The sequence below is a fragment of the Paraburkholderia aspalathi genome (assembly GCF_905220735.1).
GTDB classification, from domain to species: domain Bacteria; phylum Pseudomonadota; class Gammaproteobacteria; order Burkholderiales; family Burkholderiaceae; genus Paraburkholderia; species Paraburkholderia aspalathi.
In genome coordinates, this window is the sequence record NZ_CAJNBA010000020.1 from 1 (window position 1) to 16,291 (window position 16,291).

A 16,291-nucleotide genomic window follows, 5' to 3' on the forward strand; every position below is an offset into this window, starting at 1 on the left:
TGCTCATTTCTCACCTCAGTTGGAGAATTATCCCCTTTAGAGGTGTCCAGGTTCATTGAACCACTACAGTGCCGCCCCGCACAGGGGCAACGCTAATAGACCACTAACAAAACAAGGAAAGGCACCAAAGCCAGACCAAGGAAAAAACTCAAACCGCCACACGCTCCGCGTCATCCCTAAGCGCGACTTCAAAAAACCGCTCCTGCGCACCGGAACTAGCGCGTTCATAAGCGCGATTAACCCCACTAATAACAGCCCGAATAGAAGCAGTCACCAGATTGGCATCAATCCCAACCCCAAACGCACTCCCAGCCACATCAGTGCCAGCCATTTCAGCAACAGCAACAGCCCGAGCATCGGCGCCCTGAGTCAAAGCACGCTCCTCATAATGCTGAATCCGCACCGGCACCCCCATAGCATGCATCAACGCATCAAGAGGCCCATTCCCTTCACCGCTCAACACGCGCCGCGAGCCATGAATATCGACAGTGAGCTTGATATGCTCCCGATCGCCGCGTTCAGACAGGCTATGCCCGATATAGCGAATCGGCTCAACACTATGCACATACTCCTGCTGAAACAATTCCCAGATCTGCGAAGGCGTCACTTCCTGCCCGCTATCATCCGTATAGCGCTGCACGGCCGAACTGAAATCAACCTGCAAGCGCCGCGGCAACACAACCCCATAGCCCTGCTCGAGCAAATAAGCAATCCCACCCTTGCCAGACTGGCTATTCACGCGAATAACTGAATCATAGGTGCGCCCAAGATCGCTAGGATCGATCGGCATATAAGGCACTTCCCAGACCGCGTCCGGTTTCTGCACCGCAAAACCCTTCTTGATCGCATCCTGATGCGAGCCGGAGAACGCGGTGAACACCAGATCGCCGACATACGGATGGCGCGGATGCACCGGCAACTGCGTGCATTCCTCAGCAGTCCGCGCGACTTCATTGATATTCGAAAAATCGAGTTCAGGATCGACACCCTGCGTGTACAGATTCAACGCGAGCGTCACGAGATCGACATTGCCGGTACGTTCGCCATTGCCGAACAAACACCCCTCGACCCGATCCGCTCCCGCCATCACCGCCAGTTCAGCGGCAGCCACGGCCGTGCCGCGATCGTTGTGCGGATGCACGGAAACAATCAACGAATCGCGACGCGCGAGATTACGATGCATCCATTCGATCTGGTCCGCGTAGACGTTCGGCGTAGCCATTTCGACGGTAGCGGGCAGGTTGACGATCGCTTTGTGTTCCGGCGTCGGTTGCCAGATATCGAACACGGCGTCGCATACTTCCTTGGCGAATTCGAGTTCGGTGCCGCTGAACACTTCCGGGCTGTATTGCAACGTGAAGTGCGTTTCCGGCGTAGCGTCGGCGAGACGCTTCATCGTACGCGCGGCGTTTTGCGCGAGTTCTTTCACGCCGCTCTTTTCGAGGCCGAACACGATGCGGCGGAATTCCGGCGCGGTGGCGTTGTACAGGTGGACGATGGCGCGCGGCGCGCCACGCAAGGACTCGAAGGTGCGTTCGATCAGGTCGTCACGAGCTTGCGTCAACACTTCGATGGTGACGTCGTCGGGGATATGACCGCCTTCGATCAACTCACGCACGAAATTGAAGTCGGTCTGCGAGGCAGACGGAAATGCGACTTCGATTTCCTTGAAGCCAATCTGCACCAGCGTCTTGAACATGCGCATCTTGCGTTGCGCGTTCATCGGCTCGAACAGCGCCTGGTTGCCGTCACGCAGATCGGTACTCATCCAGATCGGCGCACGCGTGATGACGCGTGACGGCCACTGGCGGTCGGTCAAATTGATTGGCTTGAACGAGTGGTACTTGGTAGCAGGGTTCTTCAACATTTTCATCATCCTTGGGATCGATCAACCTGGGTTGTCGACCGGACGACGAAAAGACAAAGCATGGCCGCCGGTCGGAAACCGGGGCTGGGTCAGTTACTGGGGAATTGAGCGGTGCTTCGGGTGTATCAGATGGAAGCGCGCAGCAGCAGACCTAGCCCGGTAGAGCGGGCTAGTAGTAGCGATAGGATGGTCTGGGCGCGGTACATAGTGCGCAATAGGAACATATTATTGGGATCGCGTCAAGCGCCGGTGCAGCGAAGCGCGTACCGGCCGGAAGGGCTTATACCGGCCGGCGCGCGCTGAAACCCGGGCCGGTCATACGTGTCACCTGGGTTTCACGAAGCGCAAGGTCATGCGATCCGACTCGCCGATCGCGGCGTACTTCGCCCGGTCGACGTCGTGGCCCTCATACGTGGGCGGCAGCGACCACACACCGTGCGGATAGTTTTTCGTGTCGCGCGGATTGCTGTTCACCTCGCTTTGGCCCGCCAATTCGAAACCTGCCGCTCGGGCGTGTTCGATGACATAGGCTTCGGTGACATAGCCGCTGTCGATGGTCTGTTGCAGCGAAGTGCCCGGCGCCGCGCGATGTTCCTCGACGCCGAGGATGCCGCCCGGCTTGAGTGCCGCGTAAAAGGCGCGCAGATTGGCGTCGATCTGGCCGTCCTTGATCCAGTTGTGGATATTGCGGAAGGTCAGCACCTCGTCAACGCTGCCGTCGGCCGGAAAGCCGCTGAACTGACCTGCTCGCAGTGTGCCGACCACGACATTGCTATAGACAGCGGGAGTGGCCGCCAGCTTGCGCGCGAACGACGCCCGGCCAGCCTGCTCTTCTGCCAACGACGCGGCGTCCGGGCTGTCGTATTGCGCCTCGTACAGCTTGCCGTGGTCGTGCAGATAGGGCGCGAGTATCTCCGTGTACCAGCCGCCACCGGGCGCGATCTCCAGCACGGTTTGCGACGACGTCACGCCGAAGAACTGCAGCGTTTCCTTCGGATGGCGGTAGACATCGCGTGCACGGTTCCTGTCGCTACGCTGCGGCCCCGAAATGGCGGCATCGAGCGAGGCGGAATCAGCCGCCGAGAGAGAGGTCGATGCCGTTGGAGCGGCGCAGGCGGCTAGCAGCAGTGCCGCGCTCAGTGCCGCGAGCGCGGAACGCAGCGCGCGGGCTTGGGGAGTGGGGTGGGTGTTCATGGCAGCCATTATCGGGCGCGATCGTCCTGGAAAGAAAGCGCCAATCGGCATAACGATATGCGCTTGGGGTATTTGCTGTGATCCCGTGTCCCTCGTGGCTTTGGTGAGCGCACGGGGCATGCCAGTTCGGCACTTTTACGGTGGGCGGGCAGATTGTGCCGAATCCGAAAGAGGAGGTAGCGCGTATAAATGATGTGATCAGCGTCTGCCGCGCCTGTACTGGAATCGCGGACATGATCGCCTTTCATTTCACTTTGCACTTGCCGGAGGTCGGTATGAAGCGAACATCGAGGACGTCGAGGGTAGTGGGGGTTCTGCTGTATGCGCTCGCTTGCGGCGTCGCCGCGCAGGCTGGCGCACAGGGCCTGAGCGTGCAGGACGACATCAACGCGCCGCAAAACAGTACGCGCGTGATGCCGAGCGCGGCGCGCGGCAGCGAATATCCGACGCACGGCAACCAGCAGGCGGGCGAGTTGAATCTGAATCCGACCGATCCGCGCGCGCAACTGGTCAATGGATTGCCGAATAATACCCAGTCGGGCGGTTACGGGTCGCCGCTCGCCGGCGTGCGCACTTACGTGCAGCCGCAAATGCCGTCGAACTGACCGTTGGCGTGGGCGACAGTCGGTCGTGCTGCATCGCGCGCTGGCAGCAGCGCATCCCGGCACGGACTGTAAGGTTTCTGGTTTGGACCCGGATTCAGGCTTTGGCTCAGACTCAGCCTTTCAGGTGCGAGGCGCGACCATCGCACCGCCCGGCGATCGGATCTTCGGCCGTCGGTCCGCCTCAGATACCGAACACGATCCGCAAGGTATCGTTATGCACGATCACCGAGACGCCAATGACCAGTAGGATCAGCGGCAGCAACGCGGTGCCATAGCGCCGGATCGGCGCGCCCAGCAAAGGATGCTCCACCAGCCACACCGCTCCTGCGCACCAGAGGCCGATCATGACGACGAACACCAGCGAGATGAACATGCCCTCGCTATGCGAATGACTCGCGTACAGGGGCACGTAGACAGCGAGATTGTCCGAGCCGTTGGCGACCGCCACGCATGCCACTGTCCACCATGACGAACCTGCGCCGGCCATAGTCGGCGTGGCTGGTGAACGCGTGCCCGCCGTGGCCTGGGTCTCTTGCACCTGATCCGCGTGGCCGGGGCGAAAGCGCGCCCATGCTTTGTTCAGGCCCACGCCGATCGGCAAGATGCCGAGCAGACCGACGTAGCCGAAAGGTAGGCGTGTCAACAGTGCGGCGAGCAGAATCGACCCTACGATCAAGGTCAGCGAACCGGCAAACTGCCCGGCGATCACGCGCCGACGCTGGCCGCCCGTTTCCGCGAGGAAAGCGAGCAGCACGAAAAGGTTGTCGATGTTAGTCGCGGCGTAGGCGGCGACGGCGAGCAGGGCAAGGCTGAACATGCGGAAAAGCCGGTCAATGCGCAGTGGGAAAACGGTTCCGCACCCATCAAGCGGGTCCGGCTGAAGAGGTGGCGTGCCGCAGGTATGGCGACCGGTCAACACGATGCCGATGCAAGGCGTCGCGGTCAAGCCGTCTCTTTGTCTTGTGTGATGTGCGGATCGGCACGTCCTTGCGAGGTGCCGCGCCACTGTCTCCGTTCTTCTCCCTGTGCGGTCCCCGTGAGCGGCGGCGGTGCCGATCCGCCAGCCCGTAAGCTACAATTGCCGACGGCTTGCAAAACGGAACACCAATGAAAGTTCGGATTCTCTCTATCGCCTGCGTCACGACTGCTGCAGCGCTGCTGGCGGCCTGCACGGCCGTCTACAAGAACTCGGATGCATGCGAGCAGTTGATGCGAAGCAAGCTGGCTGAAACGTCGTCGCCGGATACGCTGAGGATCACTCATACGGGCACCGCTATCGACGGCTCGCGGGTGGTCGTCGAGGGATCGATCGAGCATGTGATGACGGCTTCGGAGGTTGCGGCCGCTTCGGCGGCGTCCGCGGCGAAATTGGCGAATGCGCCTCACCCGGCTTCGGGCGTGCGCGCGGCGTCCGGCGTGTCCGTGGCGCAGGGGGCTTCCTCGGCTTCGGCCGCGGCTGCTGCCTCACGCGTGACGGCTGCAGCGGCTTCGGATGCGACGGCCGCTTCAGCGAGCCTCGCTGCTTCGGCGAGTGACGCAGCTTCGCTCAAATCGGCCAAGCCGAAGAAGGTCAATACGGCAGCCGCCGCTGAGTGCACATTCCACGGCTCCGCGCTGAGCGTATTCAGCTGGTTGGCGCCGGCAAAGCTCGCCACGCCGGCCCCCACTGCTGCGAGCGAAGCCGCCGAGTAAAGCCTTGCTCGCAACGGGCGCGGGCAGCTTTCGCTAACGCCTGCTCAACCGCGAACCGCGAAACACAAAACACAAAGCTCAAGCCGCCCCATCCGCGAGGCGGCTTTTGTTTTGGCGCATCAGTTTCAGCACGCTTTCGCCGAAGGCCTGCGGCCGCCCTTCGAAGCAGCGCTGCACCGCCTGCGTATCGATCAGGCGTTGGCGCAGCGCCGTGCGCTCGTCGTGCTGGTCGATCATGCGCACGGCCGCAGCGATATACGTCTCGACGCTATCTGTGGTGGTCCACGAGGGCATGCCCACGCGCTCGAATAGCGCCCCGTCGATCTGCTCGAACACTTCCGGCCCGCGTTTGCATACGCCTGGCAAGCCAAGCGTCAGTGCATCGACAATACCGTTGGTGTTGCCGAACGGAAACGGGCTCAGGAACAGATCGGCCTGGTTGACGCGCGCCAGATACGCGGCGTAGTCGTGAAAGTCATGCACGACAGCGCCCGGTACTGCACGCACGATGGCGTCGCGCAGACGGTCGAACGGCAGACCCGACGGCACACCGGTCATGAAGTGAAACTCAACGGGCGTGGCCGCACGCGCGCCGATCTCGCGGCACGCGTCGAGAAAGCCGGGATTGAGTTTCATCGCGCTGGCGGTGATGACGATCCGCAGCGTCTCGCGCTGCGACGGAATCTGCGCGACGATGTCCGGCAACGCGACGGACGGGCGATACGGTTGCCCGTCTTTCGGCAACTTCATCAGACGCTCGCTGAAGCAGGCCAGGTCGCCAACATAATCTTCCTCGACGCTGATGTAGTCGATCTTGTCTGAGTGCGTGGTAGCGGGATGGCCGAGCGCCGCGATCTGCAACGATGCGATACGCAGATTGGACATGAACACCGTGACCACGAACATACCGACGCTCGGCATGTACAACACGTCCGGCCGCTCTGCCTCGGCGAAGTCGCGAATCGTTTTCAGGCATTCGCCGATGTAGTCAGGCTGCTCCAGTTCGATGAAGCGGTCGAAGACGTCCCGCCCCACTTCGTCGAGCGCATAACCGAAGCCGAAGCCCACCACCTCGAAATGTTCGCGTGCGGCTTCGAGCGTACGCGAGTGCGTGCGGTAGATCGAATGGGCGCCGCTGAACCATTCCAGCACTACCACCATCAGCGGCTTCTTGCCGCGCCGCGATTTGCCTCTGGCAGGCTTGGGTTTCGCTGCGGGCAAGTCGGTCAGGCCGAGTTGTGCCAGCTTGCGGCGCACCAGCACGTTGATGTCCTGCTTGATCGCGTGCCGACGCGGCGTATCGGCATAGCTGCAGAACATATAGGCGTTGTGCAGCACGGCCGATGGCAGATCGTCGAGATCGTCGATGAGCTGCAGCTTGCCGGGCAGCCACTCCAGCAGCGCCTCGCGCTTGAGATGCGCGCTTGGCGAGCCATTGAAGACCGGTGCCAGCAAAGCGAGGGCGAGACAGGCCGCGATCGTTTTGTCGTAGGCCCAGAGTGCGGCGAAATCGAGTTCCAGTTCGGACTCGGTCGAATAGAGCACGCACAGCTTCTCGATGAAGCTGTCTCCCGGCAGAAACTGCGTGTCCGCCGCGCCGCGAGGATTGAGATGACGGACGACGTGGTCCGCATTGCCGAACGCCGTGGCCGAGAACAGCGTGCCGATCCATTCATGCAACGTGAAAAACAATCTGACGCACGCGGTGGGCGGCCGGAAATCCGGGTCGGCGAACAACGTAGACGCCGCACTTGTCAGACGTGTGCAGAAACGCTCGCGTTGCTCATTGGGAGACAGGTCGGTCATGCCCGATGCTCTGAAGCTCGCGTTCAACTCACCGCGCGTTTGCTGGAGGAGTGCGAGTGCCGCGATGAGCTGAAGTGAGGCTTGCGTATGCTGCCGCGTGTAGACGAGTTGCTCGAAATCGTCGAGCGAAAAGGTGACTTCCATCGTTTCACTGTTATTAGAGTATGCAGAGCTAACGATATCGAGATGACGCTAGCCGGAAACGACGATTATTGCTGTCAGGGCGTATCAAATAAGCGCGAGATGTGAGTTTGGGAATTTTCCTCGCAGGGGAATCCGATCTGTCTGTAGGACTTTTCCGTTTGAGGCGGGGGTTGGCGCTCAATAGGCCACGTCTGCTCGGGCACTCAATCGAATCCGCCCGACGCGCTTGTCCGCGCAAGGCGGCCCCGACATCAACCAATCAGAACGCGTAATACGGCCCCGGCCCGGCCGACGTCACGCTCGATGCAATCGCCGTATAAACGCGTCGTCCGAAGAAGAAGGGCAGGCCCCAGCCGAAGCTGTTGCTGGCAATGCCGGCCAGGTTGTCGAAGGCGTTATTCGACGAGCCAAACAGTGCGCTCGAATTGCCGATCGAAAACGACACCGTGCTCGACACGCCATCCGTGCCGGCAATCGAGGCGCTCGCTGTTTGCGTGGAACTCGGGCAGTACCAGTAACCGCATCGGGGCAATTGGCTATTGTTGAAGAACAGGCCGTTCGAGCCACTGTCGAGGTAGCTTTGCCCGTAAGTCTGGCCGGCGCTGGTAGTACGCACATAACCCGTCTGCGTGTTGGTCCTGAAGACGGTCGCGCCGCCCAGCGTGTTATTCGCCTGGGTGCCGATGCCGAATATCAAGGAGCCCGACACGCTGGGCGCACCCGAGTCGGCGATCGCCGGCAGGTCGATCACCACGCCGTTGTTGTCGAGCGCGAAGCGGCTGACCGGATTGGTCACCTGCTGGGCGAGTGCTTGCGTGCTCGCGAGGCAGGCGCCGCTGGCGTCGCAGCTGTAATACCAGCGCGGCAGCGCCGAGTTGACGCAGCCACTGCCGCAATCGGCCGCAAACAGTCCGACGCCGAGAATGCCGTTGGCGCGCAGGTTCGCGACCGTCAGCATCGCGCTGCCTGAACCGGCGCAATCGGTGGGCACATTGGGCAGCGTGGGGTCGGCAATCAGCTGGATCGGAATCGAGGTGGCCAGTTGGCCGGCCATCCGCACGTCCGCGCCGCGTACCGCGCCCCACGTATAGCCGCCGCCGAATACCGCGCACTCACCGGCGATGCCGCTGCCCGAGGCCACGGCCGCCAGCGAAAGGTCAGCCGGCAGCGCCGAGGCGAGAATCCGCAAGCCCTGTGAGCCGGTGTCGACCTGAATATTGTCGATCGTCGCGCAATTGCTGGTGCTGGGCCGGCAGACGGTGACGCTGGTGGTCAGCATGTTGCGCGTCAGGCCCGGCGCGGCGCTGACCGTGATCGGCTGGACATTCGGCGTATTCGACTGCGGCACGGAGTTCGTTGCGCTGGCGCCAACGTTTCCGGATGGCGCGCTCGCGGCGTTCGGACTGCTGGCCGGGCTCGTCGAGCCCGCCTGGGTGGAGGCAGCCGGCGTACTGCTGCCACCGCCGCCACCACAACCAGCGAGCACGGCGCAAGTCAGGAGCAGGGTGCGGAGACGGGAAGAGGTCTTCATGGCATGTAGGGGGGGGGCGAGTTTTCGGGGCGGCTTTTTGCCTGCTGGCCCGCGTCAGCGGAGGTCGTCGGCGGTGACACCGGCGGGCAGCGCCGCCGGCAGCCACGCGCGTCCGACATAGCCGCGCATCGGACCACCCGATTCCACGATCACGTCTGGCCTGACAACCCGAGAGGCGTGCAGATTGCCGACAGGCACCGATGCGGCGGCGCCCGCCCTGTAGGAGTCGGCGTACCGGCCGAGCAGCGCGCGCAGATCCGGCATGGTCGGGCCTTGCCACGTATAAGCGATGATCTGGCCGCTATTCGTCGCGTACTCGTTGATGGTGGTGTTGCCTGCGTCGGTCATTGTGCGCAGGCGTAAGGCGCCGTTCAGCAAGGTTTGGGGCGCCGTGGCCGTCGAATTCGCCTGGCTGGGCATCGTGCCGCCCAATTCGGCACGCACATCGGCACTGACAGACAACAGGGCAGCCACCATTGCCGCGACAGCGAAGGCTAGTAAGAAAGAGGAATTTGGCATGGCAACCTGTCTCGTTATTGGAAAACCCGGGGCGCTAAATTTTTATTGAGATGTTCAATTCAAGATAACACTCAGGTTTCCTGATCGTTGTCAGGCGCGGCGCGCGGCGCTTCAGCGAATCTCGGAAATAGTCTGTGGCGAAGGTGAAAAGTGTCTTTTAAAACAATGATCTGACAAGGAGCTAGGTCACGACCTACAGGCGTTTGAGAAACGTTGTGAACTGTTAAATTTGCCGCGGAAGGACATGATCGCCGCCGTGAAGCGGCGCGTTTTTCCGATATGAAAGGGACACGCAGCGCAGCGATTCATCGGTATCCAGACCCTTCGACGCACCCCAGGATTTGCCGTCCGCGCGCTGCTCAATTCACGGGCAAAGCCGGGTTTTTGCACATGACTCGCCGGGATCGGTAAAATGTTGGGTTGATCCACGGAAACTTGCCGTGGCGTAGCGGAAGGATTCCCCGAACATGACTGATCTTCGTCTTACCAAGCGGTTTGCAGTAATGCTGATGGCAGGCGGTCTGGTCGCCGGCTGCGGCACCTCGTCGCCGACCAAAATCGACTACAAAAGCGACTCGAAATCGAAGCAAGTGTCACTTGCCGTACCGCCGAACATGATCGATGAGACGGCCGATCAGCGTTCGTTGCCCCCGCAAGGCGGCGAAACCTCGCTGTCCACGCTCCAGCAGGTCCAGGCGCAAGCACCGGCCGCGAACACCCTGACGGTGGTGCCGCAGGTGACCGGCATGCACATCCAGCGCGACGGCACGGAAAGCTGGCTCGTGATCGACAACAAGGCGCCCGACCAGGCGTGGGCGCCGATCCGCCGTTTCTGGCAGGAACAGGGCTTCCTGCTGGTGGTCGACCAGCGCGACAAGGGCGTGATGGAAACGGACTGGAACGAAACGCACGCTTCGATCAACGAGGGGCTGATCCGCGACACGCTGTCCAAGGCAATGGGCAACAGCTACGTGAGTTCTGAGCGCAACAAGTACCGCACGCGTCTCGAAACGGCGCCGAACGGCGGCACCTATGTGTTCATCAGCCAGAAGGGCATGCGCGAGGCGATCACCGGTACGAACAACGAGTCGACCAAGTGGGAAGCCAAGCCGAACGATCCGGGGCTGGAGCAGGAATATCTGAAGCGCTTGATGGCAGCGCTGGCGCTGGCCGATTCGCGCACGACGCAAAGCGCCCAGCTCTCGCCTGCAGGGACGCAAACGGCGCCGAACGCGGCTACGGCGGGCGCGAAATCGGCGGCTGCGGCCACGGCGGCGCAAAACGTGGCGTTGTCGGCGCAACAGCCTATGCCGGATGACGCGGCGAACACCACGGCGGCACAGTTCTCGTCCACCGAGCTGACGCTCAGCGAGCCGTATGACCGTGCGTGGCTGCGCGTGGGCCTCGCGCTCGATCGCAGCAACTTCACGGTCGACGATCGCGACGCGAGCCGCGGCCTGTACTTCGTGCGCTACGTCGATCCGAAGGATCTGAGCTCGGCGGAGCAGGGCTTCTGGAGCCAGGTGTTCCACGGCAAGAAGGAAAAGGTCGCCAAGCAGTATCTCGTGAACGTGCGCGCGGTGACGCCTGACCAGACCCGAGTGGCAGTGGTCGACGACAAGGGATCTATCGATCAGAGCCCGCAGGCCAAGCAGATCATGGGTCTGATGGTCGACCAGTTGCACTGAACGAAGCTGTAGCAAACAGCGAACGCTGTCTCAAAACCCGCCCGGAAGGCAATTCCGGGCGGGTTTTTTATGTCCGCAATTTATTGACGGCGCAGTGAGCCGTAGACCGTTATCGCAGCGCGCACGTGTTTTGCTTTCTGTCTGAAACACCGGTATGAACCGGCGACGCTTAACGGGGAGATGGCCATGTTCGACGTGATTCCTTACTGGATGTGGGCGGCGAGCTTGCTCGTCCTGGCGCTTGTCTGCGGCGCAGCCCTGGAGCGGCGCGAGACGCAGCGGCCAACGGGTTTGCGGGTCCGGCATACGGCCGCGCAACGCACGAAATGGCCGGTGCGGTGATGGCCGGCTTGCTTCAAACGCATGAAGCGAATCCGCGCGGTCGCCGCTTGTGCGGCCGCATGTAACGTGACGTTACCCCGGTGACGTAACTCGCGAAGCCCCTTCCGCAGACCCTGTCAGATCCCCTTCTCCGCAAAATAATGTAATAAAAATCAATGTCTTGCGAACAATTTCTTGTAAATCGCTATAACTGGCACACAAGCTGCTTCTAAAGACTCATGGGGCCGGATTCGTAACATCCGACGTGAGTTTGCGGCGTGTGTCCAATCGGCGATTCCCAGACCCTTTCAGCACCGGCGAACGAACCGGTACTTAGCCCGATGATGGCCTGCGCGCACGGCGCGCGGCCTCGGTGGCCCCGTCGCCTATCCTCGTAGGGCGACGGTTTCGCCCGCACTCCAACGGAGTGCGGGCTATTTTTTTGGGTGCTCGAAACGGGTTGTCGGGCCGCTGACGCGGCGAGCGGTGCGTGACGGGAAGGCGGCGATGTTGAAGGCGTCGCGCGAGGCGGTGTTCTGTGTCGGCGCGGCCCTCGCGGAGGCGAGAAACGGATCGCGCCGAACGTATCGTGCGAGGTGGCTTTCAGGTATCGGCGCGGCGCGGCCCGAACCACGGCAGACGTTTGACCACGCCGGTGGCAAGCGCGGTGCCGACGAGAATCACGCCACAGCCTTCCAGCATGCCCAGCGACACGGTTTCGCCGAGAAACAGGGCGCCCCACAGAATGCCGAAGATCGGAATCACGAAGGTCACCGTAATCGTGCGTGCCGGCCCGACCACTGCGATCAGATGGAAGAACAGCATGTACGCGACGCCGGTACACGCGACGCCCAGCGCGATAACCGCGCCCCACGCGTGCAGTGAGATCGGCGCGGCCGGCCAGTAGATCACGGCGAGCGGCAGCAACACGATGGTGGCGCCGGTCATCGTGCCGGTCGCAACGGTCAATGCGTCGACGCCGGTCAGATGGCGCTTCGTGTAATTGGCGGCGATGCCGTAAAGCAGCGTGGCGCCGAGCGCGGCGGCGGCCGCGAGCGCGGTGGTCGCCGGAGTTGCGGCCGAGCCGTTCGGCGTGGCGATCTGATCCCACACCAGCATCAGGACGCCGAGAAAGCCGATCACGAGACCGAGCGTGCGCAGCGCGCTCAGGCGGTCACGCAGCCACAGGAAGCCAATGAGCCCGCCCCACAGCGGCGTGGTCGCATTGATCACGGACGTCACGCCAGCCGACAGCGTCAACTCGGCATACGCGAACAGGCAGAACGGCGCCGCGGAATTCAGGATGCCGACCACCAGCAAGGGAAAAGCGCGCGTGCGCAGGATCGTCGCGGACTCGCGCAGCGGCCGCCGCGCAATCAGGACAACGGCGAGAAACGCCGCGCCGATGCCGACGCGCAAGGCCATCAGCGGCGCGACGCCGAAGTCGGTCACGCCGACGCGGATAAACAGAAACGAGGCGCCCCACAGGGCAGCCAGGATCAGCAGTTGCAGCAGGTTTTTGGCATTCATTGTCGTAGCGCCGCGCGCGGTTGAGTCGAGACGCCTGCGCATCGTAGCAGCGCGATCACGCGAAACGTTTCAGGCTGGAATGAAACGGCAAGATTCGGGGGATGGAGGACGTCTGATAGCCGTTATCGTAAGCGCGGTCGCGCCGGCCGCAAAACGAGCAATTCTCACGCTAATGTGAGAAAAATTGCGATGAGACTGGCGCGGGGAGTACCCCCGGTGCAGGCCCGGCGGGGCGGGCGCATGGGGAGCGTGAATTATATTGCGGCAACGCACCAGTGATCCTGGCCCATCACACACGCTCCCGCTCCAAGGAATTAGTGGGCGCGAATAGTTGCGTCGATGGGCCAGGCGCGCCTCAATGCGGAATCATCCACTGCAGGAAATTCTGCTGCAGCCAGACCAGCACGCCGAGGATCACCGTCAACAGAATCGAATGCTTGAAGGTCTTGGCGAACACGACGCCTTCCTTGCCCTTGAGGTCGGTCGTCGCCACGCCGGTCGAGATGTTTTGCGGCGAGATCATCTTGCCCATCACACCGCCCGACGAATTGGTCGCCGCCATCAGGATCGGGTTCAGATTCAGCTGATTAGCCGCCACCACCTGCAGGTTGCCGAACAGCGCATTGCCCGAGGTGTCGCTGCCGGACAGGAACACCGCGACCCAGCCGAGGAAGGCCGACACCAGCGGAAAGAACGGTCCGACCGACGCGGCACCGAGCCCGAGCGTGTAGGTGAGCCCCGAGTAGTTCATCAGATAGGCGAGCGCCACGATGGTCGCCACCGTCAGAATGGCGATGCGCGTCTGGACCCACGTGTCGGCAATGGCCTTGCCGAATTCGCGCGCGCTCAGACCCGTCACGAACGTCGTGATGATGGCGGCCACCAGAATCGCCGTGCCGGTCGCGAGCGGCTGGAAGTCCCACACCGCGCCGTACGGCGTGTTGTACAGGGTGATGAACACGGCCTTGTCGAGGCCCGGCCACGGTAGCTTGACGTCGCCGATCAGGAAGATTTTGGCGACGGTCCAGACGATCACCACCGCCGAGACGATGATCCACGGATACCAGCCCTGGCCGCCGCTGATCTTGCCGCGCACCTCGCCCACCCGATCGATGTTGATCGCGAACTTCGGATCGGCGGCGGGCTTCCAGACGCGCAGGAACGCGATGGTGAGGATCAGCGACACCATCGACGACAGCACGTCGGTCAGGCTGTAGTTCACGTAGTTCGACGCGATGAACTGGGTCAGCGCGAAGCTCGCACCGGACACCAACAGGACCGGCCACACGCGCAGCATGTTACGAAAGCCCGCATAGACGCCGATCACATAGAACGGCAGCAGGAAGGCGAAGAAAGGCAACTGGCGGCCGACCATCTTGGCGAGCGAATCGGCCGGCAGGTGTGTGACCGCGCCGAGCACGGTGATCGGCACGCCGAGCGCGCCGAAGGCAACCGGCGCGGTGTTGAAGATCAGCGTGAAAGTGAGTGCTTCGAGGGTCGGAAAACCGAGCAGGATCAACAGCGAACTGGTGATCGCGACCGGCGTGCCGAAGCCGGAAATCCCCTCGAGCAGCGCGCCGAACGAAAAGCCGATCACCACCAGCACCACGCGGCGATCGTTCGGCAGGTTATCGATCATCCACATGCGAAAGGCGGCGAAGCGGCCCGAGCGCTGCGAGATGTTGTAGAGCAGGATCGCGGTGAACACGATCCACATCACCGGCCAGCAGGCGAACACCGCGCCGTTGGCCACTGATGCGGCCGCGAGTCCAACCGGAAACTGCCAGACGAAAATCGCCACGATCAGCCCGACGATCAGGCCCGCAAGCGAGGCCTGCCAGGCCGGCCGACGGGCCCAGCCGAGCAACAGCAATACGACGATGATCGGCAAGGCGGCGACGAGGAACGAGAGCGGTAGCGAATTGCCGACGGGTGTGAGTAATTGGTGAAACATCACGTCTCCTTCGTTGTTGTTCGATTCGACGCGGGACTACGCACTACGGGGCGCGTCGCTCTGGCAGGACGGATGGGCGCCGGCGGCGCGTCGAAGACGAGCCGGGTCGCTTATTTAAACAGGTACTGCGTGTGGCTTTCCCAAGCATAGGGCCCGATTGGAGCGCGTCAAGAAGGGAAAGTACGGGCGAAGGAGGGAAGGATGCGCCGTGTCTTGCGTGGCGGGATCGTCGCGGCATGATGCGCGTGAGGCCTTCCCGGCGCGGCATGGCGCGTGCTGACGGGTAGGCCGACTTTCGGGCAGCGGGGTGCGCACGACGTCGTGGGGCATGGGTTCATCCCGTGCCCCGATAGCTGCGGGCACGGGATGGACAAAGCAGATCAGCAAGATCCGGCTGCGGGATTCAGTGCCAGTGACCGTGACCACCCCAGCCGCCATGGCCTCCCCAACAGCAGCCGAAACCGACGCCGATCGAAACCGACGGGCCATACCAGCCCGGATAGCCGTAATAGGCCGGGTAGACCGGCGGCGGATAGTAGACGGGATAAGCGGGGGCAACGTACACGGGAGGCGGCTGAGCGACAGCGTAGGTGGCCGGCTGGGATTGCGAATTGGCTCGCGCCTGCTGCGCCGCCTGAGCCTGCTGTTGAGAAGTGGCCGAATCGCCGGCCGTTCCCACGGGGACATCCTGCTGGGCGCCATTCGCTGGAACAGTGCCGTAAGCGTAATACGGGTAGGCGCCTGGATAGTAGCCGTACGGGTAGTAGCAGCCGGACAGCGTCAGCACACAGGCCACGCCGGCCAGCGTGATGCCGGTTTGGGAAAGACGGGGCAAGCCGCGCGGCAGCCGCTGGCTGATTGCGCGAAGGGACTTGACGACGGGGGACTTCATGACGTGCTCCTGGTTACATCACACGCCGCCATCCGGGGCGTAGTGGCTTGAGCTTACGCCGCCGCAGCGTCAACAGGATTGCAAAACCGTAACGGCTTATTTCACGCCATTGCAAAGCATTTCGCGAAGCCCCTCTATGACGCTGGTCCTGTTCGTGCGCTTACTTGCCCACCTGATTGCCGATGATGCCGCCGGCTGCCGCACCGCCAATCGTCGACAGTGCATTGCCGCCGATCAGTCCGCCTGCGGCGCCGCCCACACCCGCGCCGATCACCGTATCGCGTTGCCGCGTGGTCATGTTGTCACACGCGGAAAGACTGGCGACAACCGCGACGATCGCAGCGAACGTACTGAGTTGACGAATCGATTTCATGATGCTGACTCCATTCATTGTGTCTGGACAATGCTTCGTGGAAATGGATGAATCACCCCCGTCCTTACATTTGATCTTATCGCCGCAGCCCGTATCCGGATGTGTGAGCTTGTCAGCAAGGTGTCGGTTTCGTAATCAAATGTTTCCCTTCTGTCAGCATGCGGCGTGCCCGGCT

The 16,291-nt window shown here is 62.3% G+C and carries 14 protein-coding genes; 4 read left to right on the forward strand and 10 right to left on the reverse strand.

The features are described 5' to 3' along the window. Positions 1-148 precede the first annotated feature (148 nt). Both leuA and KHO30_RS38595 read right to left on the reverse strand, forming a co-directional pair. Entirely contained in the window at positions 149-1,867 is a 1,719-nt protein-coding gene (leuA, locus tag KHO30_RS38590; RefSeq protein WP_211704046.1) for a 2-isopropylmalate synthase, read from the reverse strand. Between the two features lie 324 nt (positions 1,868-2,191). Next, entirely contained in the window at positions 2,192-3,070 is an 879-nt protein-coding gene (locus KHO30_RS38595) for a class I SAM-dependent methyltransferase (RefSeq protein ID WP_093643082.1), read from the reverse strand. Between the two features lie 266 nt (positions 3,071-3,336). Here KHO30_RS38595 and KHO30_RS38600 point away from each other — a divergent pair, with 266 nt between their 5' ends. Beyond that, complete coding sequence (locus KHO30_RS38600) at positions 3,337-3,666, forward strand: hypothetical protein (RefSeq protein ID WP_093643360.1); 330 nt, start codon at positions 3,337-3,339, stop codon at positions 3,664-3,666. 181 nt (positions 3,667-3,847) lie between these two features. On the opposite strand, the gene KHO30_RS38605 is transcribed toward KHO30_RS38600, so the two are convergent. Further along, positions 3,848-4,483: a cadmium resistance transporter gene (locus KHO30_RS38605; RefSeq protein ID WP_211704047.1), complete on the reverse strand. Its 636-nt coding sequence runs from the start codon at positions 4,481-4,483 to the stop codon at positions 3,848-3,850. Between the two features lie 290 nt (positions 4,484-4,773). On the opposite strand from KHO30_RS38605, the gene KHO30_RS38610 reads away from it, so the two are divergent. After that, complete coding sequence (locus KHO30_RS38610; RefSeq protein WP_211704048.1) at positions 4,774-5,358, forward strand: hypothetical protein; 585 nt, start codon at positions 4,774-4,776, stop codon at positions 5,356-5,358. A gap of 78 nt (positions 5,359-5,436) precedes the next feature. Here the strand turns inward: KHO30_RS38610 and KHO30_RS38615 are convergent, their stop codons facing one another. From KHO30_RS38615 to KHO30_RS38625, 3 genes are all read right to left on the reverse strand, one after another. After that, complete coding sequence (locus KHO30_RS38615; RefSeq protein WP_211704049.1) at positions 5,437-7,308, reverse strand: glycosyl transferase family 1; 1,872 nt, start codon at positions 7,306-7,308, stop codon at positions 5,437-5,439. 259 nt (positions 7,309-7,567) lie between these two features. Further along, on the reverse strand, positions 7,568-8,839 hold the full coding sequence (locus KHO30_RS38620) for a DUF3443 domain-containing protein (RefSeq protein WP_211704050.1): 1,272 nt from the start codon (positions 8,837-8,839) through the stop codon (positions 7,568-7,570). Positions 8,840-8,893: 54 nt separating this feature from the next. Continuing rightward, positions 8,894-9,316 carry a DUF2844 domain-containing protein gene (locus KHO30_RS38625; RefSeq protein WP_408371651.1) on the reverse strand — a complete coding sequence of 141 codons (423 nt, stop codon included), beginning with the start codon at positions 9,314-9,316 and terminating at the stop codon, positions 8,894-8,896. A 509-nt stretch (positions 9,317-9,825) separates the two neighbouring features. On the opposite strand from KHO30_RS38625, the gene bamC reads away from it, so the two are divergent. Further along, on the forward strand, positions 9,826-11,046 hold the full coding sequence (gene bamC / locus KHO30_RS38630) for an outer membrane protein assembly factor BamC (protein ID WP_093643063.1): 1,221 nt from the start codon (positions 9,826-9,828) through the stop codon (positions 11,044-11,046). Between the two features lie 186 nt (positions 11,047-11,232). Then, positions 11,233-11,388 (forward strand): hypothetical protein, encoded by a 156-nt coding sequence (locus KHO30_RS38635; protein ID WP_167378496.1) that lies wholly within the window; start codon positions 11,233-11,235, stop codon positions 11,386-11,388. A 582-nt stretch (positions 11,389-11,970) separates the two neighbouring features. Here KHO30_RS38635 and KHO30_RS38640 read toward each other — a convergent pair. The 4 genes from KHO30_RS38640 to KHO30_RS38655 all read right to left on the reverse strand — a co-directional run bounded on the left by KHO30_RS38640 (position 11,971) and on the right by KHO30_RS38655 (position 16,116). Then, a complete protein-coding gene (locus tag KHO30_RS38640) occupies positions 11,971-12,897 on the reverse strand; it encodes a DMT family transporter (RefSeq protein ID WP_244864245.1) in 927 nt (308 codons plus the stop codon). Between the two features lie 355 nt (positions 12,898-13,252). Further along, the gene (locus KHO30_RS38645) at positions 13,253-14,851 is read right to left on the reverse strand and encodes an L-lactate permease (protein WP_200621968.1); all 1,599 of its coding nucleotides are present in this window, start codon (positions 14,849-14,851) and stop codon (positions 13,253-13,255) included. A 403-nt stretch (positions 14,852-15,254) separates the two neighbouring features. Beyond that, a complete protein-coding gene (locus KHO30_RS38650; RefSeq protein ID WP_211704053.1) occupies positions 15,255-15,743 on the reverse strand; it encodes a hypothetical protein in 489 nt (162 codons plus the stop codon). 160 nt (positions 15,744-15,903) lie between these two features. Next, a complete protein-coding gene (locus KHO30_RS38655; RefSeq protein WP_093643054.1) occupies positions 15,904-16,116 on the reverse strand; it encodes a glycine zipper 2TM domain-containing protein in 213 nt (70 codons plus the stop codon). Between the last annotated feature and the right edge of the window lie 175 nt (positions 16,117-16,291).